Origin of the sequence: Vibrio maritimus (genome assembly GCF_021441885.1) — a bacterium.
In the GTDB taxonomy this organism is placed as follows: Bacteria; Pseudomonadota; Gammaproteobacteria; order Enterobacterales; family Vibrionaceae; genus Vibrio; species Vibrio maritimus_B.
The window spans coordinates 3,432,182-3,455,332 of the sequence record NZ_CP090438.1 but is presented as its reverse complement, the minus strand read 5'-3'; the positions used below and the strand labels follow the sequence as shown (position 1 = coordinate 3,455,332).

At 49.0% G+C, this 23,151-nt stretch carries 29 protein-coding genes; 14 read left to right on the top strand and 15 right to left on the bottom strand.

The window, feature by feature from the left end; all coding sequences use genetic code 11:
• Positions 1-30 precede the first annotated feature (30 nt).
• The 5 genes from LY387_RS15965 to flgA form a co-directional block, all read right to left on the bottom strand.
• Positions 31-927, bottom strand: a complete 897-nt coding sequence (locus tag LY387_RS15965) for a DMT family transporter (protein ID WP_234494802.1) — start codon at positions 925-927, stop codon at positions 31-33.
• 104 nt (positions 928-1,031) lie between these two features.
• Positions 1,032-1,748, bottom strand: a complete 717-nt coding sequence (locus tag LY387_RS15960; RefSeq protein ID WP_419153454.1) for a lytic transglycosylase domain-containing protein — start codon at positions 1,746-1,748, stop codon at positions 1,032-1,034.
• Complete coding sequence (locus LY387_RS15955) at positions 1,732-2,175, bottom strand: flagellar protein FlgN (protein WP_042477816.1); 444 nt, start codon at positions 2,173-2,175, stop codon at positions 1,732-1,734. The genes LY387_RS15960 and LY387_RS15955 overlap by 17 nt, the downstream gene beginning before the upstream one ends.
• A gap of 30 nt (positions 2,176-2,205) precedes the next feature.
• On the bottom strand, positions 2,206-2,490 hold the full coding sequence (gene flgM / locus LY387_RS15950) for a flagellar biosynthesis anti-sigma factor FlgM (RefSeq protein WP_042477817.1): 285 nt from the start codon (positions 2,488-2,490) through the stop codon (positions 2,206-2,208).
• 161 nt (positions 2,491-2,651) lie between these two features.
• Positions 2,652-3,302 carry a flagellar basal body P-ring formation chaperone FlgA gene (gene flgA, locus LY387_RS15945; RefSeq protein ID WP_234494801.1) on the bottom strand — a complete coding sequence of 217 codons (651 nt, stop codon included), beginning with the start codon at positions 3,300-3,302 and terminating at the stop codon, positions 2,652-2,654.
• Between the two features lie 204 nt (positions 3,303-3,506).
• On the opposite strand from flgA, the gene flgB reads away from it, so the two are divergent.
• The 14 genes from flgB to LY387_RS15875 all read left to right on the top strand — a co-directional run bounded on the left by flgB (position 3,507) and on the right by LY387_RS15875 (position 15,036).
• Positions 3,507-3,869 carry a flagellar basal body rod protein FlgB gene (gene flgB, locus LY387_RS15940; RefSeq protein ID WP_128648347.1) on the top strand — a complete coding sequence of 121 codons (363 nt, stop codon included), beginning with the start codon at positions 3,507-3,509 and terminating at the stop codon, positions 3,867-3,869.
• Positions 3,870-3,871: 2 nt separating this feature from the next.
• The gene (flgC, locus tag LY387_RS15935) at positions 3,872-4,306 is read left to right on the top strand and encodes a flagellar basal body rod protein FlgC (protein WP_042477826.1); all 435 of its coding nucleotides are present in this window, start codon (positions 3,872-3,874) and stop codon (positions 4,304-4,306) included.
• Complete coding sequence (flgD, locus tag LY387_RS15930) at positions 4,306-4,983, top strand: flagellar hook assembly protein FlgD (protein ID WP_234494800.1); 678 nt, start codon at positions 4,306-4,308, stop codon at positions 4,981-4,983. Before flgC ends, flgD begins: the two co-directional genes overlap by 1 nt.
• A gap of 45 nt (positions 4,984-5,028) precedes the next feature.
• On the top strand, positions 5,029-6,225 hold the full coding sequence (gene flgE, locus LY387_RS15925; RefSeq protein WP_234494799.1) for a flagellar hook protein FlgE: 1,197 nt from the start codon (positions 5,029-5,031) through the stop codon (positions 6,223-6,225).
• Positions 6,226-6,236: 11 nt separating this feature from the next.
• Positions 6,237-6,968, top strand: a complete 732-nt coding sequence (locus LY387_RS15920; RefSeq protein WP_042477831.1) for a flagellar basal body rod protein FlgF — start codon at positions 6,237-6,239, stop codon at positions 6,966-6,968.
• Between the two features lie 21 nt (positions 6,969-6,989).
• Positions 6,990-7,775, top strand: a complete 786-nt coding sequence (flgG, locus tag LY387_RS15915; protein ID WP_234494798.1) for a flagellar basal-body rod protein FlgG — start codon at positions 6,990-6,992, stop codon at positions 7,773-7,775.
• Positions 7,776-7,822: 47 nt separating this feature from the next.
• A complete protein-coding gene (flgH, locus tag LY387_RS15910; protein WP_234494797.1) occupies positions 7,823-8,530 on the top strand; it encodes a flagellar basal body L-ring protein FlgH in 708 nt (235 codons plus the stop codon).
• A gap of 44 nt (positions 8,531-8,574) precedes the next feature.
• Positions 8,575-9,663 (top strand): flagellar basal body P-ring protein FlgI, encoded by a 1,089-nt coding sequence (locus tag LY387_RS15905; RefSeq protein WP_234496144.1) that lies wholly within the window; start codon positions 8,575-8,577, stop codon positions 9,661-9,663.
• Positions 9,664-9,672: 9 nt separating this feature from the next.
• Positions 9,673-10,227: a rod-binding protein gene (locus LY387_RS15900; protein ID WP_234496143.1), complete on the top strand. Its 555-nt coding sequence runs from the start codon at positions 9,673-9,675 to the stop codon at positions 10,225-10,227.
• Between the two features lie 5 nt (positions 10,228-10,232).
• Positions 10,233-11,606, top strand: a complete 1,374-nt coding sequence (gene flgK, locus LY387_RS15895) for a flagellar hook-associated protein FlgK (protein WP_234494796.1) — start codon at positions 10,233-10,235, stop codon at positions 11,604-11,606.
• Positions 11,607-11,615: 9 nt separating this feature from the next.
• Positions 11,616-12,518 (top strand): flagellar hook-associated protein FlgL, encoded by a 903-nt coding sequence (gene flgL, locus LY387_RS15890; RefSeq protein WP_234494795.1) that lies wholly within the window; start codon positions 11,616-11,618, stop codon positions 12,516-12,518.
• A 44-nt stretch (positions 12,519-12,562) separates the two neighbouring features.
• Positions 12,563-13,597 carry a flagellin gene (locus tag LY387_RS15885; RefSeq protein WP_234494794.1) on the top strand — a complete coding sequence of 345 codons (1,035 nt, stop codon included), beginning with the start codon at positions 12,563-12,565 and terminating at the stop codon, positions 13,595-13,597.
• A 290-nt stretch (positions 13,598-13,887) separates the two neighbouring features.
• Positions 13,888-14,190, top strand: a complete 303-nt coding sequence (locus tag LY387_RS15880) for a hypothetical protein (protein ID WP_234494793.1) — start codon at positions 13,888-13,890, stop codon at positions 14,188-14,190.
• Positions 14,191-14,208: 18 nt separating this feature from the next.
• Positions 14,209-15,036 carry a hypothetical protein gene (locus LY387_RS15875; RefSeq protein ID WP_234494792.1) on the top strand — a complete coding sequence of 276 codons (828 nt, stop codon included), beginning with the start codon at positions 14,209-14,211 and terminating at the stop codon, positions 15,034-15,036.
• A 100-nt stretch (positions 15,037-15,136) separates the two neighbouring features.
• On the opposite strand, the gene LY387_RS15870 is transcribed toward LY387_RS15875, so the two are convergent.
• From LY387_RS15870 to lafA, 10 genes are all read right to left on the bottom strand, one after another.
• Positions 15,137-15,439, bottom strand: coding sequence for a hypothetical protein (locus LY387_RS15870; protein WP_128648354.1), 303 nt, complete (start codon positions 15,437-15,439; stop codon positions 15,137-15,139).
• A gap of 93 nt (positions 15,440-15,532) precedes the next feature.
• A complete protein-coding gene (locus tag LY387_RS15865) occupies positions 15,533-16,528 on the bottom strand; it encodes a flagellar motor protein MotB (RefSeq protein WP_234494791.1) in 996 nt (331 codons plus the stop codon).
• Positions 16,528-17,385, bottom strand: a complete 858-nt coding sequence (gene motA / locus LY387_RS15860; RefSeq protein WP_042477846.1) for a flagellar motor stator protein MotA — start codon at positions 17,383-17,385, stop codon at positions 16,528-16,530. Before motA ends, LY387_RS15865 begins: the two co-directional genes overlap by 1 nt.
• Before the next feature lie 9 nt (positions 17,386-17,394).
• The gene (locus LY387_RS15855) at positions 17,395-18,123 is read right to left on the bottom strand and encodes a FliA/WhiG family RNA polymerase sigma factor (protein WP_042477850.1); all 729 of its coding nucleotides are present in this window, start codon (positions 18,121-18,123) and stop codon (positions 17,395-17,397) included.
• Positions 18,124-18,131: 8 nt separating this feature from the next.
• Positions 18,132-18,608: a flagellar basal body-associated FliL family protein gene (locus LY387_RS15850; RefSeq protein WP_234494790.1), complete on the bottom strand. Its 477-nt coding sequence runs from the start codon at positions 18,606-18,608 to the stop codon at positions 18,132-18,134.
• 18 nt (positions 18,609-18,626) lie between these two features.
• Positions 18,627-19,700: a flagellar hook-length control protein FliK gene (locus LY387_RS15845; protein ID WP_234494789.1), complete on the bottom strand. Its 1,074-nt coding sequence runs from the start codon at positions 19,698-19,700 to the stop codon at positions 18,627-18,629.
• Positions 19,701-19,704: 4 nt separating this feature from the next.
• On the bottom strand, positions 19,705-20,016 hold the full coding sequence (locus LY387_RS15840) for a LafD (protein WP_234494788.1): 312 nt from the start codon (positions 20,014-20,016) through the stop codon (positions 19,705-19,707).
• Complete coding sequence (fliS, locus tag LY387_RS15835) at positions 20,000-20,386, bottom strand: flagellar export chaperone FliS (protein WP_234494787.1); 387 nt, start codon at positions 20,384-20,386, stop codon at positions 20,000-20,002. Before fliS ends, LY387_RS15840 begins: the two co-directional genes overlap by 17 nt.
• Positions 20,387-20,404: 18 nt before the next feature.
• The gene (gene fliD / locus LY387_RS15830; protein WP_234494786.1) at positions 20,405-21,739 is read right to left on the bottom strand and encodes a flagellar filament capping protein FliD; all 1,335 of its coding nucleotides are present in this window, start codon (positions 21,737-21,739) and stop codon (positions 20,405-20,407) included.
• Between the two features lie 418 nt (positions 21,740-22,157).
• Positions 22,158-23,009: a lateral flagellin LafA gene (lafA, locus tag LY387_RS15825; protein ID WP_234494785.1), complete on the bottom strand. Its 852-nt coding sequence runs from the start codon at positions 23,007-23,009 to the stop codon at positions 22,158-22,160.
• Positions 23,010-23,151: the final 142 nt, after the last annotated feature.

Genomic DNA, 23,151 nt, shown 5'->3' with positions numbered 1-23,151 from the left:
GCTAAGTGTTGGGTTTTGCGATGTTGTCAGCTATTCCTGTGGCTGAGGCTTTCTTTTTATCTGTTGAACGATGAGACCAATGACAATAAGCACTAAACCTATCAATGTAGAGGGATGGATCTCTTCACCGATGATAGTGGCCAGTAGCATGAGTGAGATGAACGGCGAAGCAAAAATAAGATTGCTGATACGCGCAGTGTTTTGAGTTAGCTTTAGTGCGCTAAGCCAGAGGACAAAAGTAATCCCCATCTCAAACAGCCCGACGTAACTAACCGCCAGCCAGCCTTTCAGCGTGATATTAGACCATGTGGCGCCCTCGTAGATGGCAACACCAAACGCAAAGGGCAGAGCAACCAAAAAGCCAAGTAGTACACCGACAACTGGATCGGCCGTGTTTTTGGTGTTTAGGATCCAATAACCTGCCCACAATAGTGTGGAGAGCAGGGCGAGTGCCACACCAGCAGGGCTATCAAACTGAAGTCCCAATACATCACCCTTAGTGGCGATCACCACCACACCGAGATACCCCAAGGCACACGCAAACCAATCTTGCGGACGGATTTTCTGCTTTAGGAACACGGCAGCCATTAAGGTCAGTGTAATGGCCCAGCTGTAGTTGATGGGCTGCGCTTGAGAGGCTGGTAGTAGATCGTAGGCCTTGAACAGGATCAGATAGTAGGCGAACGGATTGATCAGCCCAAGCAACAAGTAGTACCAAGGGTTTGATATAAAAGTTGTCTTTAGCTGAGAAAGTGTCCCTTTCATCGCACACACGACAACCAGAGCGATCGTTGAGGCGACAGAAGCAGCCGCGACCATTTGAGTGGGCGTGAATTCAGCCAGTGTAAGCTTAAATGCGGTTGCGACGGTGGACCACAATAAGACGGCGGATAACCCAAATAGCAGGGCTTTGCGTTCGTTATGCATTGAGATGTTAGCGTTGGGATGGAGTGAACAATGCCAGCATCTTACCAGTGAATGGCATTCTGAAAACCCACAAATGTCAGATTATGATTGCTGGTCACACAAGACTAGAGAGAGATAAGTGGCGGTAGAGGCGTCAGGTCAATCAACGGCGCTTGTTGCCATGATGTCTCACTGGCGAACAGCCATAGGGTATCGACGCGATCGCGCTTGAGAGACGAGATATCAACCAGCGTCATGAGAGCATAAAACCGGCGCACATAATGGACGGTTTCATTGGGTAAGGTCAGCTTGGTAAATTCTCGACTGCCTGCTCTGTTGATGGCGCGTTGAACTCGTCCTTCACCCGCATTGTAAGCCGCTAACGTGAGGTTGATGTCACCATCAAACTTGCGATACAGAAACGACAAATATTGCATGGCAGCACGAGTACTCGGCTCAATCTCAAAGCGCTGGTCGAGGTTTTGGTCTACGGTTAACCCAAAGCGCTTGGCGGTGGCTGGCATCAGTTGCCAAAGCCCGGCGGCTTTGGCAGGTGAGACGGCTTTGGGGTTATAGGAGGACTCGAGCATGGGGACCAGGACTAAGCTGTCTGGTAGCGATTTTTGTTTAAGCTGCTTGAATATCTCATCCACCAGTGGGCTGAACTCTTCAAACTTCTTAATGATATGATTTTGATACGGCTTGAGCGTGGCAATATGCGGTGCCACATCAGATTGAGCAGGTTTGGCATCACTTTGGGTGTGCCAGATACACAGCAAGCCTATCACTAACCAAAGCAGCCAGTGACTAACGCTCAAGCTGACTCTACAGCGAGCGTGCATGTTCCTCATAACTGTGTTGCTCTCGCCCGGTCAGCTCACCAAGCAGTTCATGAAAAGCCGCTGAGCTTTGTCCATTCTCTTGATTGTATTTTTGGCACTCTTTAATCAGTGACTCAAGGATCTGCCACTGCTTGCGGACATTATCAGACAGCTTGATAGGTAGCGCTCTGACTAAACGCTCAACCCCTTGTTCCGAGCAGGGCAAATTTAGCTGACTAAGAAGCCGACTACGCTGGCTGGCATTGTGGCCAAGCTGTTTAAGTACTGGCAGCTGTTTGCTGATGTTGTGACTTAGTGACTCACCATCGAATTTTAGATACAGGGCTTTTTGGTGCTGCAGCAATGAGAGCAGCTTGCGATACAGTTTGATGTCTTCAGAAATGCTAACGACAAAGTTCTGCACGAGCTCGGTTTTCGAGGTGGCCATCTTGGTTACTCCACTAAATGGGTGGTTCGCTTAGGACTCGTGACCGGTATGGAAACGCATCACAGCTTGCGAAAGGGCTTTGACATCCAGTCCAAGTTCACCGTTTGCGAGTGCATTTCGTACCGCTTCCACTTTCGCCATATCGACGTTTGGCATTGCAGCAAGCTCAGCTTGCGCCTTGTCTAGTGCTGCTGTATTTGCATTGAATGCGGCTTGTGAAACGGTCTTACGTGCCGGTGCTTCAGGCGTTTGAGTCTTAGACTGATTGAAGTTGGTTTGTGGGACATGTCCGCCGGCCACTTTGTCGATTTTCATTGTGTTGCTGTCCTATCAATATGTCGATAACAGTATAGGGCGACAAAGCGAGCATCAGTATTAAATCTGCCCAGCTAAATTTGTTGCTCTTTTTTTTCTATCTCAATGCCCTATGACATTTCGAGCGCGTTGATTGAAAAATGTTACCTTGAGTCAGAAATTTAAAATTGAGTGTGAACCTGGTTCAAGCCAGACACGACCGCTCGAATGACTTTTTTAGATTGGCTGTTTTGCACCTTTATTTGCTCTCCTGAAGCGCCGGTTTCCAGCGCAATTCCTTTAGTTGTCGCATTGAACCCATCCTTTTCAGCGATGATGACCACTTCATTTCCCTTCTCGACTAAAGGTGGGCTACTGACAAATTTGCTATCGATGATTTGACCCGTGCGCATGCGTCGCGTGACTTGCTTACCCTGCAATGTGGAGAGGTCGGTAACAAACGAGGTCGCCCGTGATAGGGTTCGAGTTTCTAGACGTATCGAGCGAGAGTCGATGCTGTCATGCCGATTGAGCGTGGTGCTGGCAACGGCGACAGGTAGCGACAACGTGGCTCGGATGCTGACATTGATGCGCCAGTCATTGCTGCCATCCTCACAGCTGACGCTGCGTTTAAGGTTGCCAACAGGCAGTGTTTGGTGATCGCGACTGCTCGTAATGAGAGGGGAAAGGCAGCGATTGAGATGTTTTGCTGACTCTGGAACCAATATCACTAGCCTTGCCTCGTAGTGGTCCCAGTGATGCGTCGCTGCAAGCTGTTCTAGTTCGGAATTCAGTGCTTGTCGCACAACTTGCTCAATACTCATTTGAGTCATTTTGAGCTCGTTCGCTAAGGCATGATTACTGAGCAAAAGGCTCAAAAACGAGCCCAAAATCCACTTCCCCATCCTGTCTCTCGCTTCCGTAAATCGGAAGTTCCGCTTCCTTTGTTTTGTGTAATTCATTGTTTTTATTGGCTTTAAAAGTTGGCATGTATCTTGTTCTTTCTTTGTGACTATCGCCCATTTAAGGACAGAGACATGGCAATCAGTTTTGACAGTGCATTGGGTGTACATCCAGAAGCACTGAATTTTCGAGTCCAAAGAACCAAGGTGCTTGCAAGTAACTTAGCAAATGTCGATACGCCTGGGTACCTAGCTAAGGACCTGAGTTTTACCACAGTGATGAAGCAAGCTAGCGCCAATGGTGTGCATACCGCTACGCCTAAATTGGATATCGCGACCCAGTATTCGGTGCCGTACCAGAACAGCAAGGATGGCAATACGGTCGAGCTGGGTGTTGAACAAGCCAAATTCACTCAAAACAACATGGATTTTCAAACCAGCCTGACATTCATGAACATGAAGTTTAATGGGCTGGCGAAAGCGATCGAGGGACGTTAATCATGTCATTTACTGATATCTATTCCATTGCTGGCTCTGCGATGACCGCGCAGACCGTTCGACTTAATACGGTAGCCAGTAACCTGGCCAATGCTGATGCGGTATCGGCCAATCCAGATGATGCCTATAAACCCCTTAAACCAGTGTTTGCTACTGTGTATAGCCAAACACAACTGGCGAGCCAGCAGGGTGTGTATCCCAATGCCGAGGTTCGCATTGTCGATGTGGTTCAAGGCAGTGCTCAGGCTGAACAGCGCTTTGAACCGAATAACCCGTTGGCAAACGAAGAGGGGTATGTCTACTACCCGGGTGTCGATGTGGTCTCTGAAATGGCGGACATGATGTCGGCCACTCGCAGCTTCGAAACCAATGTGGAAGTGTTGTCGAATGTGAAAAGCATGCAGCAGGGCCTGCTTCGTCTAGGGCAGGGTAGCTAATGAGTATTGCACAGTTCAACGCATTGGATACGGACACTCCGGTTAGCCAGCAAGCGAATGCAGGCGTGTCGGCAAATCCTCAAGATTCTAATAGTGCCAGCTCACTTCAAAATGAATTCATCACCTTGATGGTGGCGCAGATTCAAAACCAAGACCCACTAAACCCGCTCGATGGTACTGAGTATGTCAGTCAGCTCGCACAGTTCTCTCAGGTTCAAAGTACCGAGAACATGTCGATGCTGATGCAAAACAGCATGGTACTACTCGACAACATGCAGGTACTGTCGACGGCAGGCTTGGTTGGTCAAACCGTCTACGTCAATGGCAACGAATTTGAGCTCAGTGACGGTGCTCAGAAAGGTCGTGTAGAGCTAGCACATTCATCAAGTCAAGTGACCTTAGTTGTCGAAGATGAGTTTGGGCAAAAAACCAAGGTGCCACTAGGTGCTCATCCGGCTGGGGATGTGGATTTTTCTATCGACCCAGAAGAGTTGGGTCTCAAACCTGGTAAGTACAGCGTTTCGGTAGAGGTACAGGAAGGACAAGCATCACCTTCCGTGATGTTGGCTGGTGAAGTGCAGCAGGTTCGCATTCCAAGTAGTGGCGGCGCCGCTATGGTCAACGTCGCGGGTGTCGGTAACGTGCCTTTCTATCAAATCAGTCAGTTTGGTGCTTAGCGCCGAGTGTAAAACCAACAAAACTATCAGAATAAAGAGGACATCATGAGTTTTAATATTGCTTTAAGCGGCTTGGACGCCACTAATACTCAGCTAAACACCATCAGCCACAACATTGCTAACGCGTCGACCTACGGTTTTAAAGAGGCGCGCACCGAGTTCTCTGCTGTTTATAACGGCATGCAACCGGGCGGCGTTGAGGTCGCATCTATCTCGCAAAACTTCGATAAGAATGGTTCAGTCTCTGGCACAGGTCGCGCGATGGACCTCGCCATCAATGGTAACGGTTTCTTCGTAACGAAAGACTTGATGGGGCAGACGCTTTACACCCGCTCAGGTGTGTTTGGTACTGACAAAGACAACTTTGTTGTGGGTAATACTGGCGCTAAGCTTCAGGGCTACGGTGTCGATAGCAATAACAATCTGCTTGACGGTGCGGTTGGCGATATCAAGATCAGCACCTCTTCGCTAGCGGCAAAAGCCACCGACAAACTGGATTTTGTCGCCAACTTTGATGCGAGTGCGACAGCCATCGATCAATCGGTCACCCCTTTTGACCCAAATAACCCAGATTCATTTAACTCATCATACACCTCTAAGGTGTACGACTCGCTTGGTAACTCTCACACAGTAACGCAGTACTTTACGAAAACAGCGGACAACACTTGGGAAGTGAACGTTCAAGTCGATGGTGGTACCACACCTGTTTCAACGGTTCCCGTAACCTTTAATCCAGACGGCACACTAAACTCGCCAACAGGCACGACGAATATCAGCTTCCCTGCAGCCGGTGCTAACCCAATGAGCATCGATATTAGCCTAGCAGGCAGCACCCAATTTGGCGCTTCGTTTGGTGTGAGCACCAATAGCCCAAATGGCTACACATCCGGTGAACTTGCGGGTGTTCGCGTTGAGAACAACGGCATGGTGTTCGCAACATACACCAACGGTCAATCTCAGCTTCAAGGTCAGGTCGTACTGGCTAATTTTGCCAACCCTCAAGGTCTTGCCAAAACTAATGGCACAGCTTGGACTCAAAGCTTTAGCTCAGGCGCACCCGTAGTCGGCACACCAGGTACTGGCGTTTTGGGCGATCTCACCCCAGGTGCGCTAGAGGGTTCTAATGTGGACTTGACCTCTGAGCTTGTGAACCTAATGACCGCTCAGCGCAACTATCAGGCGAATGCGAAGACAATCTCTACATCTGACAAGCTGACTCAAGCTCTGTTTAACGCGGTATAGGAACCTAACCTATGGATAGCTTGCTATTTACTGCGACAACGGGGGCCAGCCGAGTACTTAAAGCTCAGCATGTTCGCTCCAACAACCTGTCGAATGCCGACACCGCCGGCTTTCGTGCGGATATGGAACGCGTTAATAGCGTTCCACTGCAAGGCTCTGGCTTTGATGGTCGCACTATGGTGGTCACCAACTCAGCGGCAACCCGTTTTGATTCTGGTGACGTCGTTAAAACGGGTCGTCCACTGGATATTGCCATCATGGGTGAGGGCTACATCAGTGTGCAAACGCCAGCAGGCAACGAGGCATACACGCGTGCCGGTAACATTAAGGTTGATGACCTCGGCGCAATGACCATCAACGGCTTTGCTGTTGTCGGTGATAACGGACCTATGGTGCTACCGGAATTTCAGAAGGTGGAAATCAGTGAGCGTGGACGCGTCTCGGTGATCCCGCCTGGCGGCGGTGCAGAGGTGGAAGTTGGCACATTAAAGCTGGTAAAGCCGGACATTACCCAACTGCAAAAAGAGAGCGACAGCCTGCTGCACAGCTTGGATGGTCAGCCTTTTGCTGCTGATGCCACCGTTAATCTTGCCCCAGAGCACATCGAAAGCAGTAACGTGTCTGCCATCGATGAACTGCTCAGTGTGATGTCGCTAACGCGCAACTTCGAAATGCAGATCCGCATGATGAAAACCGCAGAAACCCTAGCGCAATCAGGAAATAAATTAATGAGCGCGAGCTAGTCGCGTTTAAAGGAGTAAACCATGCATTCAGCATTATGGGTCAGTAAAACAGGGATGGCCGCCCAAGACACGAAAATGACGGCAATCTCAAACAACCTAGCCAACGTTAATACGGTCGGTTTTAAGCGTGACCGAGTGGTCTTCGAAGACCTGTTCTACAGCATTCAGCGCCAACCGGGCGCACAAGTCGACCAAGTGAATGAGCTGCCAACGGGTGTGCAGCTGGGTAGCGGCGTTCGTGTTGTTGGTACACAGAAAGTCTTCACTCAGGGCAGTGCACAAAACACAGGGCAAGAGCTGGATCTCGCGGTTATGGGGCAAGGCTTCTTCCAGATAGAAAACTCTGATGGCCAAATCATGTATACCCGCAACGGCCAGTTTCATGTCAACTCTGAGGGCTTGATGGTGAACAGTCAGGGCTTGCCTCTTGAGCCACAAATCCAGATCCCAGATAACGCGTTGACGCTATCGGTTGGTGTGGATGGCACGGTAACCACGACAACGGCAGATGGTCCAGCTCCTCAAGAGCTTGGTCAGATAACGTTAGCGAAGTTTATCAACCCCGCTGGCTTAGAGGCGATTGGTGGCAACCTGTTTAAAGAAACGGAAGCGAGCGGTCAGGCGGAAGAACTCATCGCTGGTGAAGAAGGTGCGGGCAGTATTAAGCAAGGTGCGTTGGAGGGCTCTAACGTGCAAGTCGTCGAAGAGATGGTGGACATGATCACCACTCAACGTGCCTACGAGATGAACGCCAAGGTCGTGTCGGCTGCCGATGACATGCTTAAGTTTGTTGCTCAAGCCGTGTAATTCGGTCAATTAAGTTAGCGGGAAATAACGTGAAAGGAAGTTGTGACATGAAATGGTTTTCTCGAAGCCTTTTGACGCGAAGCACTGTTCTTGCGAGAAGAATAGCGCTGCTGAGCTTGCTGGTATTGGCTGGGTGTGCCTCAAGACCTGAGTTTGTGCCGCCAGAGCCAGACGAGCAGAAGTACGCGCCACCAGAGCTTAGTTATGCGTTGCCAGAGGCGACCAATGGCAGTTTGTATCGTCACCAATACAACCTCACGTTATTTCAAGATCGCCGCGCGTATCGCGTCGGCGATGTGCTAACCATTCTTCTTGTGGAAGAAACCCAATCAAGCAAGAAAGCCGACACCAAGTTTGGTAAGTCTTCCAACGTCGACTTTGGCGCGGCAACGGTAGGCGGAAAAACGTTAAATGAAACTGCCGTTGGCATCAGCGGAAGCCGAGCCTTTGATGGCAGCGCAGCGAGCTCTCAGGGCAATAAGCTTGAAGGGGCCATCACGGTCACTGTCCATGAAGTCATGCCTAACGGCGTACTGAAAGTCAGCGGCGAAAAGTGGATTCGTCTTAACCAAGGGGATGAGTTTATTCGTGTGACAGGAATCGTCAGAGCCGATGACGTCGACCGCTACAACCAAGTGTTCTCTCATCGAATTGGTGATGCTCGCATTACCTACTCAGGACGCGGAGCCTTAGCCGACAGCAACTCAGCCGGTTGGTTAACGCAGTTCTTTACTAGCCCATGGATGCCGTTTTAATGCTTAACACTCGTCGTTTTCTTGATACTTTTTTCACGGTATTGATGACCGCATCGGCGATTATCTTGATGCCGTCCGCTCATGCTGAAGTGGAAATTCCGATTATGGACCTTGTCGATGTGCAAGGTGTGCGTACTAACCAATTGGTGGGTTATGGCTTGGTCGTGGGTCTTGATGGTCAGGGTGACCGAAACCAGGTGAAGTTCACGGCACAATCCATTACCAACATGCTGCGTCAGTTCGGTGTGCAGATTGGTGATGACGCTAACCCTAAGCTGCGTAATGTGGCATCGGTGAGCGTGACGGCCTCTGTTGACCCAATGGCAGGCCCGGGTCAGATGTTGGATATCGTGGTGTCATCGATTGGTGATGCTAAGAGCTTGCGTGGCGGTACATTGCTGCTCACACCGCTGCGCGGTGTTGATGGCGAGGTGTATGCAGTAGCACAAGGCAACGTGGTTGTAGGCGGCGTTTCTGCTGAGGGACGCAGCGGCTCTAAGATTGCAGTAAATACGCCAACCGCGGGTCGCGTACCCAATGGGGCAACACTGGAGCGTGAAATCCCATCGGACTTTAACTCACGGCCACAAATCACGCTGAACCTTCGCAAGGCGAGCTTCACTACTGCGAAGAATATTGCTCGTGAGATCAACAGCACGTTTGGTCCTGAGGTCGCGATTGCGGTCAACAAGGTACGTGTTGATATGCGTGCACCGAAAGACAGCCAGCAACGTGTCACCATGATGTCGATGCTTGAAGAGATGAGTGTTGTTGAGGGGCGTAAGCCAGCTCGTATCGTATTCAACTCGCGCACCGGCACCGTTGTAGTCGGTAAGAACGTCAAAGTCACCGAGGCAGCAGTCAGTCACGGTAACCTTACTGTGGCTATCAGTGAGTCACAGCGAGTCAGTCAGCCAAACGCGTTCGCTGATGGCGATACCGTGGTTGTCGACCAAACCAAGATCGACATTAACGAAGACCAAGCACAAATGGTGATCTGGCCTGAAGGGACAGAGCTGAACACGATAGTAAACGCAGTCAATAGCTTAGGCGCAACACCAACCGATTTGATGTCCATTCTGCAAGCCCTGCATGAAGCAGGCGCATTGAATGCTGAGTTGGTAGTGATCTAGGAGGCGATGATGAAAATAGATGCCATGAACGACACGACTCGTGTCAACAGTATGCTGTATCACGACAACGCAGCGCTGATTAATATCAGACACAGCAATGATAGCCCAGAAGCGCTAAAAGAGGTGGCAGGCCAGTTTGAAGCCATGTTTTTGCAGATGGTACTCAGACAGATGCGCAGCAGTAGTGATGTGCTTGCCGATGAAGACAGTCCTTTTTCTTCCCAGCAGCATGGGGTATTTCGCGATATGCACGATGGTCAGCTCTCTATCGAGCTGGCGAAGAAACAAAACTCGGGTATCGCCGATATGTTGGTTAAGCAATTGGGACCAGCCCAAAGTGTGAGCTCTAATCAAGAGGTGCAGTTCGATGCTGCGCGCGTGCAAGCCATGGGCTCAGCCAATGACATGGAAGGCAAATCACAAACTCATGCATTGGGTGATACAAACGCGTCTTTGTCAGTTAACGACGAGCCCACTTCCGCCGCCTTTAATCTTCAGTCTCCTCGTGAGGCTGCCATGACCATGGCCTTCTCTCAGCCTCTAATGACAATCACGGAGCGTTAACTGCAATGAGCCTTATTAATATCGCGCTTTCAGGCATGAATGCCAACCGCGTGGCACTTGATGTCACGGCGCAAAACGTTGCTAACGTGAACACCCCAGGATACAGCCGCCAGCAAGCCTTGATGTCTTCGGTGGCGGGCGGAAAATACGATTTCAACTCACCAGGCATGGGGGTCGAAGTCACCAGCATACGCCGTGTGACAGACCAATACCTAGTGAAACAAACCTGGTCGACAGCCAGTGAAGCCAATTATTCGGCGGGATACTTGTCGGCCATGAGCCAACTAGAGAACATGCTGGGTGCAGATGGCTTTAGCTTGTCGGCGGGACTCGATAGTCTGTTTGCATCGCTCAATGACGCAACCACCAAACCAGAATCGACGCCGTTGCGTCAGCAGGTGATCAACGAGTCAGAAGCCTTAGCGCGCCGATTCAATACGCTCACCGAATCGCTGCATAATCAGCATAAAGATGTACACGATCAGCGCAATGCTGCGCTGTCCCATGCCAACAGCTTGATGGCGAACATTGCTCAAGTGAACAAGCAGATCGTTGAGATGCAAGGCACCGGTGGCAATGCCTCTCAGCTTATGGATACTCGTGATGCGCTCATTGGAGAGCTGTCGACCATTATGGCGGTGAAAACCACCGACCAACCGGATGGCAGCGTGCAAGTGTCCTTGGCGTCAGGTCAGCCACTTGTGATGGGCTCGGACTCGAGCGTGATTAAGGCGATTCCAGACCCAAGCGACCCGTACCTTGCGGATCTGCATATTGAATTCGGTAATCAAACCTTTGCAGCGAAAGGGGATATTGGCGGCAAGCTAGGCGCACTTCATGACTACCAAGTCGATGTGCTTGTACCGAATCAACAAGCCATAGATGACATGGCCCGTAGTGTTGCCGATGAGTTTAATGCCGTCCTAGCTGCGGGGTTGGACCTAAATGGAAACCCTGGCGCGCCGCTATTTACCTATGATCCAGCGAACCCAGCAGCAAGCCTAGACATCACTAATATTACCGCCGATGAGCTGGCTTTTTCTGCCGACGGCAATCCGGGTAACAGTGACAACCTCAAAGATTTGATTGCCATCAGCAATAAGCCAGTGGCGATCTCGGGACTTGGCTCGCTGTCCCTAAATGATGCGTTTACCGCGATGGTCGGTGAAACAGCCATTAAAGCGCGACAAGCGGAGTCTGATTATCAGGCGAAAAAAGCGATGTCGGATCAAGCGGTTGCAGCGCGCGACAACGTCAGTGCCGTAAACAGCGACGAAGAGGCGGCAAACCTAATGACCTTTGCCAACGCCCATAATGCCAATATGAAAGTGATCAGCACAGCGAATCAGCTGTTTGACTCTGTATTGCAGCTATTTTAAGGAGAGACCATGAGAATCAGTGATACTCAATTTAGCCAGATGATGCTGCAAAGCCTGCAAATCAATAACGCAGGGCTTGGTAAAGTGATGCAGCAAATGGCCACAGGCGATCGACTCACTAAGTTGTCTGACGACCCAATGGCATCGATTAAGCTGCTCAACCTTGACCGTGAAGGGGCGGCGATTTCTCAGTATCAGCGCAATATCGCCAATGTGAAAACCACACTATCGAGCCAAGAGGTACATCTGGATTCGGTTAACGAGAGTCTGAAAAGCATGCGTGAATTGGTGCTGTGGGGGGCGAATGGTACCTTAACGGATGAAGACCGCTTAGGGATGATTTCTGAGCTTGAGAGCTTACGCGAATCGGTGCAGTCGTCGTTTAATGCCCAAGACGAAGAAGGGCACTATCTGTTCTCGGGTACTAAAACCGATACGCCAGCTATTTCTGATGCGGGTGGCGGTGTCTATTCCCTAGATGGCAACAGCGACAAGCGTGTTGTGACCGTGGCAAAAGGGGTGACCATGGAGTCCAACACCACAGCTCAAGAAATTCTCGACTTGGGTGGCGGCGATAACGTATTGAATCAAATCGATCGTTTGATTGCTGAATTTAAGAGCCCGAGTCCAAATTTTCAAAATGAAGTTGAAGCTAGCCTCAACGCCATTGATGATACCTTAGGTAACGTTCTGGGTGCGATGACTCAAATCGGTGGACGCCACAACAACCTCGATTTGATGGATGGTGCGCATGTGGAGAATAAGCTATTTGTCGACAAGGTGACCAGTGATGTCTCCGCCCTAGACTATGGTGAAGCCTCAGTTCGGCTAAGCAACTACATGGCTGCCCTACAGGCAACGCAGGCCAGTTATATGAAGATAAATGATCTCTCTTTATTCGACCGCATCTAGCGGTCGCTTTAGGTCTTAGGTAACACGTTTCAAGGAATGACGGTATGGCAGTAAGTACGGTTGAAGTTAGGCCGCATAGTATTAAGCTCACAGGGCAGGGCACCACGAGTATTGCCCCCTCCCAGGCTTCTGATACCACCACTTCCTTATCAAAACATCTGCTTAAACCACAAGCAGAAATTGCTTCGGCGTATTCACTTTCTGGCGTGTTACTGACTCAAGGTCAGCAGCACGCGACCTCGGTTCAAATTGCGACCAAGGCGTTACAAGGTGTGGGTAAAGAGCTCACTCAAGTGAAAAAGCAGTTAACTCAAGCACTATCACACGGTGCATCACCTCAAACTACTGACAAGCTTGCCCGTTCTAAGAACATGATTGAAGCCACACTGAATCAAGCGCGCTTTGATGGTAAACGTGTGGTTGATAACGAGCTGCACCTCAAGCTCGACACCGCCGATGTCAGACGATTCTCTATTCCTGGTTTGAACGTACACCGCATGAGTGAACGCGCAGAACAGGTGCGTCTGGATTTTCCGAGCGGCGGGTCAGTCATGCTGCAGTTTGATGGTTCATCGGATGGACAGCGCACGGTGAAGCAGCTCGACCGCAGTATGATTCCTATGGGGATGCGCGCATCTCTTGCCAACGATGGCAGCATCGTATTTGAAGTCCATGAGTCGGCATACGCAGCGATGCAGCAGCACGTGCGTGTCACAGGTGAAGGTCACCGCTTCCCTGCCGGGCAAGCTAACACCTTCTCTATCCAAGCTGAGCCAGACGGTATGGCAGAGCTTAAATTTGACCTTGGCTCACGCGACGGTATCAAACAGTCCATCGCTAAGGTCAACCAGCACCTCAAACAAGCTCAGTTGAGCTTAAACGAAGCCAGACAGTTCCAATCCCAACTGGATACGCAAATGACGCGAATTCAGAGCCAGTCGAACCTCCCTTCAACCGAGCAGGTCAATCAACAGCTCTCAAGCTTTAATCAACTCTCCCAAGACTTTACTACTACGTTCCAAGCGCTAAATGCCCAAGCGAATGTTCGCAGACATACAGTAGTGGCATTACTTAAATAACAATGAAGTAATATATTTTTAATGCCATAAGCTTTCGGTTATTAAATAAATATCACTTATGTATGAGGCCTTATTGATATATTGAAATAATTAATTTTTTGCCAAGTGATATTTTGCTTCCAGCATTTAATTTTATAACTAATCATATATTTAGGTTTTTATTTATGAGTTTAAATAAAAACCTGAACGGTTGTTGATGTGAGTCTCATTTGTAATCAATTGGTTGCAATGATGTTGTAAGTCTCTGGTATAAATATCACTGCATTAAACCATATGGATAAGGAGAGTGCGTGAGATATTTGCTTCTAGCAAGTTTGAGCTTACTTCTCTCGGGCTGTGGAGGCGATGGCGATAGTTCGTCTGTCGACTCTGTCAGTCAGAGCGGGGATGAGTTTAAGAAAAGAGCATCAATTGTCGAGGACAGTGATGGTGCACAGTTCAGTCAGATTGAGGTGTCTTCTACAGAAGATGTCATTATATCTGTCGCGAAGAACGAACAAGACAAGGCTGTATTTTCTTTATCTTCAAGTAATGAAGATAGTGGTGATATAGCGGAAAAATTGGTTGTCTCAGGAAAACTAACAATAAAATAATAATATATGGATGTAACAATGAATAAGAAACTACTAGTAGTGGCACTGTCGTCAGTGTTAGGTGCGACATCGGCTTTTGCATCGGGTGATGCTATTTTGAATGTGGAAGGTGAAATTCAAATTAATGGTCAGACGGTTATCGATAATAATGGTAATCTTGTAGGTCTGGAGTATGCCCAGAAAAACCAAATTGAGATAAGTGATTACTTTTCTAGTCAGAGTGGTACATATACTTTTCTTAATCAAGCAAACCAAAAGCTTGTAATTGAAGAAACTGAACAAGTAGTTACTTATAGAAATTATTGGAAGGTTGATGATGGTAGTTGGGTCGAAAGTTCTGTCTACCAGGTGGTAGAAAACGGTGATGGTACATATACTTCAACACTTACATATGATTTCGTGCAGATTGATCCAGATGGAAATGAAACTTCTGAAGAAAAAGTGACCGTTGAAACGTTTCGAGAAACAGAGCTAACCGTACCGCAAACAAGCTACTTACTCGGAAGCCTTATGGTCAGATTCTTTGAAGAAGAGCTGTTAGAAACGACTAATGAAGACAGAGAAGTTGGTGAAAAGTACTCATATACTAACGAGTATCAATATGGGGCTCGTTTGAGTACGTTCAACTTGGATGACGGCTCTAGTGTGACAGATTGTTTAGTTGGTACCAATGGTGAGATAGCGTGTAAAGGACTAGGTTTGATTGCGTGGGGAGAGTATGACTATGCAATGAAACTGGTCAAATTTGAGCCTTCGGCTGCTAGTCAGATGTCTAAAGTATCGGCTGCTTCAGTCAAAAGAGATCTCAACGTTAAACGGATTCATCAAAAACTGAATCAGAAATAGAATTAGATAGGGCGGCTTAGTCGCCCTTTTTTGTCTTTTCCAATTGTGTTTCCTTTCCCTTTCTGCTTGCTTTGATTTGCTTAACAATTGAAGGTTCTTTTTACACCAAAAAGAAAAAGTACAAAAAGCACACAAACGCCAGCAGTGTAGCCGATATGGTCGGATAGATAATATAAGCATCCTGACGATGGGTTCGGCGAAAGCACATAAACGTCAGCAGTATGTTGTACACCACCAGAAGCAAACTGATGAAGGTGCCGCCTCTGAGCGACAGTGTGGTGAGCTGGCTCAGGAACAGGGCAAGTAGCGCATAATCAACAATGATTAGCCACAGAAATGCCTTCTGTAGTCCGTCAGGAGCTTTGTTTGCCTTCGTTGGCATGTGGGGAATAGTTCGTCGCATAACACACTCTACTGATTCGGTGCTCAATAAGAAACTTTCGACATATCAAGGGTGTTCTACTTCAAGGATAGAACACCCGAAGAGAGGTGCAAGTTAAAGCGCTTGGGCGTCGGTGGTGGAGCTTGGCGCAGTGTCGGTATCGAAGCGGATAGTATCGGTTCGGAATACCGGTTGGTTGAACTTCGCCTTTTCTCGCGCCTTTTCGAGTTCGTTATTTGGCTGTTGACCAAACAGGGTGCTGATCACTTCAGCTGCTGGAGTGGTCAAGATAAACAGCTCGATGCGACGGTTTTCACTCGACGATGGCTCTGAATGGTTCAGTAGAGCGCGATCCGACATTCCCGTGACTTGTAGAACACGCTTTTCAGGCATGCCACCCGAAACTAAGGTGTGCCGTGCCGTATTGGCTCTCGATGATGAAAGCTCCCAATTGGACTTACTTGAGAAGGTTTGACGATACTGCGTCGAATCTGTGTGACCGCTGATGATCATCGGGTTTTCAACGCGCTCAAATACGGGCGCTAGCGCGAGCAATAAGTCTTCAAAGAATGGGGTTAAGGTTGAGCCGCCGCGACGAAACATGTTTTGCTTGTAATCATCTTGCAGCACGATGCGCAGCCCTTGCGGGGTCACGGTGACGTCGACATTTCCCTCTGCGTTGATTTGGCGCACCATGTCATTGATCACCTGCGCAAGCGCAGCTAAGCGTTCTTGGGTATCAAAGGTGCCATCGATGAGAGAGTCTGCCTCAGGCCCTTCTCGATCACCCTGAAAAAAAGAGCTCACTGTGTGGACTGAGTCGTGACGACTAGCCACGGACGAATCCGTCGCTAGGTCGATCGGAGAAATACTTTGCGAGGTATCGAAAAGATTACCGGTACTCTGGTCAAACACGCTCGCCATTTGCAGATGAGCAACAATCGCTTTGCGCTCTTCTTTATCGACGACCTGCATGACCCAAAGTACGAGGAACAATGCCATCAAGGCAATCATAAAGTCGGCAAACGCCACCTTCCACGCACCGCCATGAGATTCATGGTGATGACTGCGACTGGCGCGTTTGAAGACTACTTGCTCATGTTTTTGCATTATCCCTCCTGTTCAGCGAGCCACACCTCCATTTGGTTAAAGGTCGGTTTAATGTCTAGCTGAATATGCTTGCGGCCTGCGTCAATCGCCAGCAATGTCGGCTTCTTCGCTACGTACGCAACCAAGGTGGCGCGGGTGCAGTCGAAGGCGGACATGTTGCGTTTAACACGCTGAGCCATGGCGTTACTCGCTGGGTCTAGACAGCAGTAACAACCGAAAATACCGATAAATGTGCCTACTAGAGCGGCGGCAACGTGATAGCCAATCATGGCAATCGAGCCATCAATTGCGGACATCGTAATGATGATGCCACCAACCGCGGCCAAGATACCGAAGCCAGGCATGGCTTCTGCGGTACGCTGCATTGAGCGGGCCGGCTGCATGTAATCAGCCTCGATGGCTTCAATCTCTTGCTCTAGTAGTCCCTCTAACTCATGAGGCGACATTTGTCCCATTGCCATTAAACGTAAATTGTCGGTAATGAAAGAAACTAGGCGATAGTCACGGCTAACTCGTGGGTAGCGAGCAAAAATATCGCTCTGCTCTGGGTTTTCAATGTGCTTATCGAGCGCCTTGAAGCCGCCGCTGCGCACAGTCTCAAGTAGCACTTGCAGCAGTGCCATAAGCTCCATGTAGAACTCACGTTCATCTTTGGGTGGCGATACGATAGCGCGCAGTTGGCTGCGCATCTCTTTCAATACTTGAGGCGGGTTACCTATGATCAATGAGCCCAGGGTTGCGCCGACAATGATCAGCATTTCTGCCGGCTGCCAAATCGCCATTAGACTGCCTCCGGCCCAGACGTATCCGCCGAAGACACACATCAATATGATGATTGCGCCAGTAAACTTTTGCATAGTGGACTCCTAAGAAGACAGTAGTTGGTTGAGCTGCTTGAGTGCTTGTTTGTGTAGCTGACATATCCTCGGTGGTGTCAGCTCGAGCACTAAAGCAATCTCGTGTAAGTTCAAGTCGTGTTGATAAAACAGGGTGAGCAGTAGCTGCTCACGTTTAGGGAGTTTGTCGAGCGCTTTTTCAAGGCTACGGCGGATGTGTTCGTGATTCATGCCGTCGTAGTCAGAATCCACCGTCCCCTCGAGACCACTTTCAATTAATTGGTCAAGGCTCTGCATTTCGGCCGCCATGGTGGCGTTGAGTCTGGCGTGATAATCCTGCTGATCGGTACCAAGGGCGCGTATGATCTCTTGTTCGGTCGGTGTTCGCTTGAGACTCTTGGTCAGATCGCGCGTGACATCGTTAAGCTCGTGCGCCTGCTGACGGGTTTTGCGTGAGCGCCAATCGAGCCGTCGCAGCTCGTCTAAAATCGAGCCACGAATACGACACACGGCAAAAGCGGGGAAGTTAGGGTCGTCAATGTTGCCATAGCGACGACCAGCTTCGAGTAATCCAATCAGCCCGATTTGTTGCATGTCTTCAATGCTGCAATGGGTGGTGGCGTGATTACGCAATTGGTTGACGACGCGCTTAACCAAGATTTGATGCTGACTAAGCAAGCGATTTTCATCGATACGGTTGGTGGGCGTCGAGACTTCGTCGACCACTCCGTAGCTTTCAGAATGATTCATATCCAGCATGGCGGCTCCTACTGAATAACAAATTTCGTCAGCAGAACATCGTCGATATCGCGCTTAAGTTGGGTATCAGCATAGGCGGTTAGCACCGATGCTTTCACTTCTTGTTGGAGCTGCTCCAGTGCTTCAGCGCCATGCAGATCCTCATAGCGCTTCTGGCTAAATAGATTCAGCATCGCGTGGCGAACTTTGGGCATATAGTCGCGGGCAAACTCTAGACGCTCTGGATGACGCGTTTCTAATGCCAGCTCTAGCATCACAAAGTGGGTCTGTTTTTTACCGCGAACGCTGACAATCACATTATCCAATGCATGAAACGTTGGATCGGCGCTGCGCTTTGGCTCTGAGTTAAATAGTGAGAACTCGCTAGCATTCACCGTCGGTTGATTGTTGAGGTACCACATGGTGCCATAAACCGTCGCCGCCGAGACCAAAGCACTGGTCGTAATGCAGGCGGCGAAGAGTGAAACAAGGTATTTTTTATTCATGCTGTTTTCCTAAAGCCGTTACACCTGGGTGTTAAGCCAGTGTTCATCCGTTGAGAAGGTCATGGCTGCGTCGTGTTCGCCATCATGACGTTGATTGGCAAAAATAGTGGCGCTCTGGTCATGCGATGGGTGGGCGTCAGACTCTTGCTTATCTCCACTACCAATCTGCACATCCACATGCATCAAGCTCTGGTTTTGTAGCTCTGCACGCAGTCGTTCTGACACCTGGATTAGTGCCTCACGCGTGGCAGCCACGTTGGCATTCAGTTGAACGCTGAGCTTGTCTCCTTCCACCCGCACCATCAGATCGAGCTTGCCAAGATCGGGCGGGTCCAAGCGAATACGCGCTTCTTGCAGGTTCTGCTGAGCTTGTAAGGTCACGCGGTCGTGTAGAACCTGAAGCATCTGCTCACCCCACTTGCCTGCTTGTGGGTCAATACGAACGGGTGCCCACTCAGTTGTCGTGACATTTGCCATGGTTGTTGAGGTCGCTTGCGTTTGAGGCGCAGCAGACTGTGCGCCTGCCAAAGCGCTATTGGCACTGCTTTGAGACTGACTCGCACTTAATAGACCGGCAACGTCGCTTGCTAAAGATTTGCTTGTTGTCTCTGAAGATAACGATGTTGTTGTTTGCAAAAGTGCGGAAGCAGCGCCTTCTCTCGTTGCGTTAGAAGTGGTCGAGTTCGCATTGAGCTGAGCAAGCTGATTAAACGACATGCGCTCGCTATCTATCGCTCTCGTTATCATAGGGTTCGTCGCGGCGCCCAATTGCTCGCCACTAATGACCGCATTTGTTGCACCAGCAGCACCGAATGTTTGATCGGGCGTACTGACAAAGCCGACTAGCTCACCTGACAAGGATTCCTGCTGGAGGGCGTCAGATAACATTTCAGCCAATGACTCTCCGTCTTGTTCATGTTGGCCTAACCTCTGCTCGCGCTCAGTTGATGGGATGAGTGAACCAAACCCACGTGTCGTTTGCAGCGCAGCGCCTCCCTCGTTAGGAACGTGAGAGGGATTAATACTGGCTGGTCCACTTCTTTCACCTTGCTTTGCGGCAGAGAGACTGCCTGTCTGGTTGGTCACTAACATTCCATTACTCCAAGGTCATCGCCAGTTGGTATGCCATCGCTCGCTCTTTTTCAGCGTCGTTGCTGTCTAGCTTCTTTTTCAGTTTGCTGGTGGCAACGGATAACGCCTCATAAGCGCTAAGATGCGCCTTGCGTGCACGTTCAATTTCGGGTGCCAGTCGCGGGTCTTTAAGGAAAGGCCTATGGGTGTCCAAAAGCTCACGAAGCTGCCCGTCGTATCGCTTAAGTGACTGCCAATCCTCAGTTTTTGCTGCCACCCTCATGCACTGGCTAAGGTGGCGAAACCGCTCTGGGGAAACCTTATGCGTGTTGGCCAAAGTTCTGCCATCCTTCTTTGATGTGAGCCATGACCTTTTCCACATTCTCTAGCTTCTCAACGTCGTTATTGACGCTTGCTTGATACAGCTCGGCTTGGCAAAAGTCGTAAAGTTGGTGAAGGTTTGCGGCTATCTCGCCACCATTTTCGTCATCGAGTGCGCTATCCAGACCGACAAGGATGTTCATGCATTTGCTGATACCTTGTCCTTTTTGTTCTAAGCGACCTTCTGTCATATGACCGCGAACGCGCTCGATTTCATTAAGAAGTCCATCGATAAGCATCACCACGAGTTGGTGTGGGTTGGCTGCCGCTGCTTGCGCGTCAAGGTCTACTTGTTGATATGAGTCGTAACCTGAATCCATTAGCATAAATTTGTACTCCTAGCCTTAACCAAACATGCTCATGGTTTGGTTCATTTGTGTCATTAAGGTATTCATTTGGGTGAACTGCGCGAGATAGCGGCTATACGCCATGTCGTATTTGCGATCTAAGGACGCTTGCTTATCGTCGATGCGAGAAATGTTTTGTTGAAGATTGTCTTTACGTGTCTTAAACAGGCCAGTGGTTGATTTCAAGAAGGGGTCAACCATAGTGTCAATGGAGTCCAAAAGATTTCCGTCGCCATTGAACATTGCTTCCAGTGCTGCACTATTATTCTTCTGTGCTTCTTCGAACTTTGTGGAATCCAGTGTCATTTTTCCATTACGATCTATGTCGATACCGATCTGGCTCAGACGCATACCGTTGTACTCACCGCGAACGATGTTGGTGAGTTGACTGTCAATCGAACGAAGGGTCGAATCACTAGCAAGTACACCTCGAGCGCTGTTTTCCCCGCCAATTGACGAATGCTCATCCATAAGGGTGACTAAGTTGTTGTAAGCGTCGATAAAGGTATTGATTTGCTCTTTTGTCGCTTCTTGGTCGGGACCAATATTCAGAGTTAGCGGCTGTTCCCCTGCTTTTTGTGCTTGGCTTACGGTAAGATCGACACCATCAATCACCCCTGTAAAGGTGTTACTACTGTTCTCGAGCTTCAAGCCACCCTGACCACCGAGCCAGATGACCGCATCTTGTGGTGAACTGATGTCGCTGCTATTGGTAAACGCGTCTTCAAACCAGGCAGCGCCAGTCCCTGAAGCTGATACGTTAATAGTATTCGCCACACCTGTTTCGGTGCTTGATAACATAAAATGTGTCTGACCATTAGAGCGCACTAAGGTTGCGTTAACTCCAATGTTATCGGGATTATTGTTGATAGCAGATACGAGATCCGTCATCGTAGCTTTACCATCTCCATCGGTATCAAGGGTAGAGAGGTCAATTGTCATGGTTTCACCATTGACGGTGAAATCTAATGTGCCAGTAGTAGGGATCTCTGTCGTTGACTCTAGATCAGCCGGCATGTCAGTCATCATCTGGTGAGCGGTAGCAATTTGTTCAACAAAAATCTGATAGCTGCCTGATAGCGCACTTGCGTTAGCTGTTGCGGATAAATACCCATCTTGAGAAATAGTGGCTGAATTTTTAATTATGTTTGAGCTGCTGCTGTTAATATTGGTCACAGCGGTGCGGAACTCTCTTAATGCGGCTTCAACCTTTCCTAACGCAGAGATCTGCGCCTGATATTTATCTGCTTGCATTTGATAACGCTGCTGAAATGGCTGGATATCATACGTGGCAAGCTGGGTGGCCATGGTAATTGGATCTAACGAACTCATTGGAGTGCTCCTTAATCTTGCTGCTCGCAGATTTGATGCGAGTGGCGAAATCATCTTGGTGGTTTAAATCAAGATGTATGCCATGATCTAAACTTATAAAAATCATTAGCTTATGATGCTATTGGTGTGGCGGCGGAAGGAGATATTCCTTGGTTCTAGTTCCGCATTTCCACCCGAAAAATATCGATTACTCAGAGGGTTAAGGCGACAAAGAGAAGGGCAACGTTAATAATTGCTTTAAGTCGGTTAGCGAATTGAGATCTGCATTCCGAATTCGTTTGTTAGCTTAAAAAGAAAAACCTCCCGAAGGAGGTTCAAAGGACGGATGAATCGTTAACGAAGGATAATTCATCATATCTTCGATAGCTGGAGTAGGCTGGTAGAATCTCCTCCAACTATCGAAAATGCTTGCTATCAATTAGCGAAGTAGAGACATTGCCATGCCAGGTAGCTGGTTAGTTTGCGATAGTACAGTTGTACCCGCTTGCATCAGCATTTGGTTCTTAGTCATGTTAGACGACTCAACGGCAAAGTCCGCATCCATAATACGACCTTTCGCTGCAGAAGTGTTTTCAGAGATATTCTGTAGGTTGCTAATAGTGTGCTCTAGACGGTTGATGTTAGCACCCATAGTCGCACGTGCTGAGCCTACATCTTTAAGAACTTGATCGTTAGCTGAGATTGCTGTTTGAGCATTTGCTTGAGAAGTAAGGTCACCTGCCGCACCGAAGAAAGTGTCAAGAGCTGTCACTTCTGTACCGATAGACACTGTTAAGCGCTCGCCCGCTGAGTTATTAGCACCAATTTGGAAGGTAACACCTGCAGCATCAGAGATAGAGCCAGCAGAGCCATCCAGCATTTTAACACCAGCACCATAAGAGGTTTCCGCAAGAATACGTGCCCCCTCAGTTGCTAGCTCTTGATATTCTGAATCTAGAGCCGCCAATTCGTCCGCCGTATTGATGCCGTTTGCAGCTTGAGTTGCTAAGTCTTTCATACGGTATGAGATGCTAGTCATCTCATCCAGCGCACCTTCAGCTGTTTGCATGTAAGAGATAGCATCTTGCGAGTTACGCATCGCAACACCCATACCACGAGTTTGAGCTTCTAGACGGTTGGCAATTTGAAGGCCAGCAGCGTCATCTGCAGCTGAATTGATACGGTAACCTGTACTTAGACGCTCCATTGCTGTGCTTAGAAGGTCGTTTGTTTTGTTTAGGTTTCCTTGAGTAACTAGCGAAGCGTAGTTAGTGTGCATTGATAGAGCCATTGTGAATTCTCCTAGATTTGTCTCAATGTGGGACTATCGCCCCGCTCACTAACTAGAGGCGGTAAGTTGATTTTGAAAATTAACTGGAAATGAAAAAAAACTGGAAATTATTGAAAATAGGAAGAAAACTGTGATGCCGCTT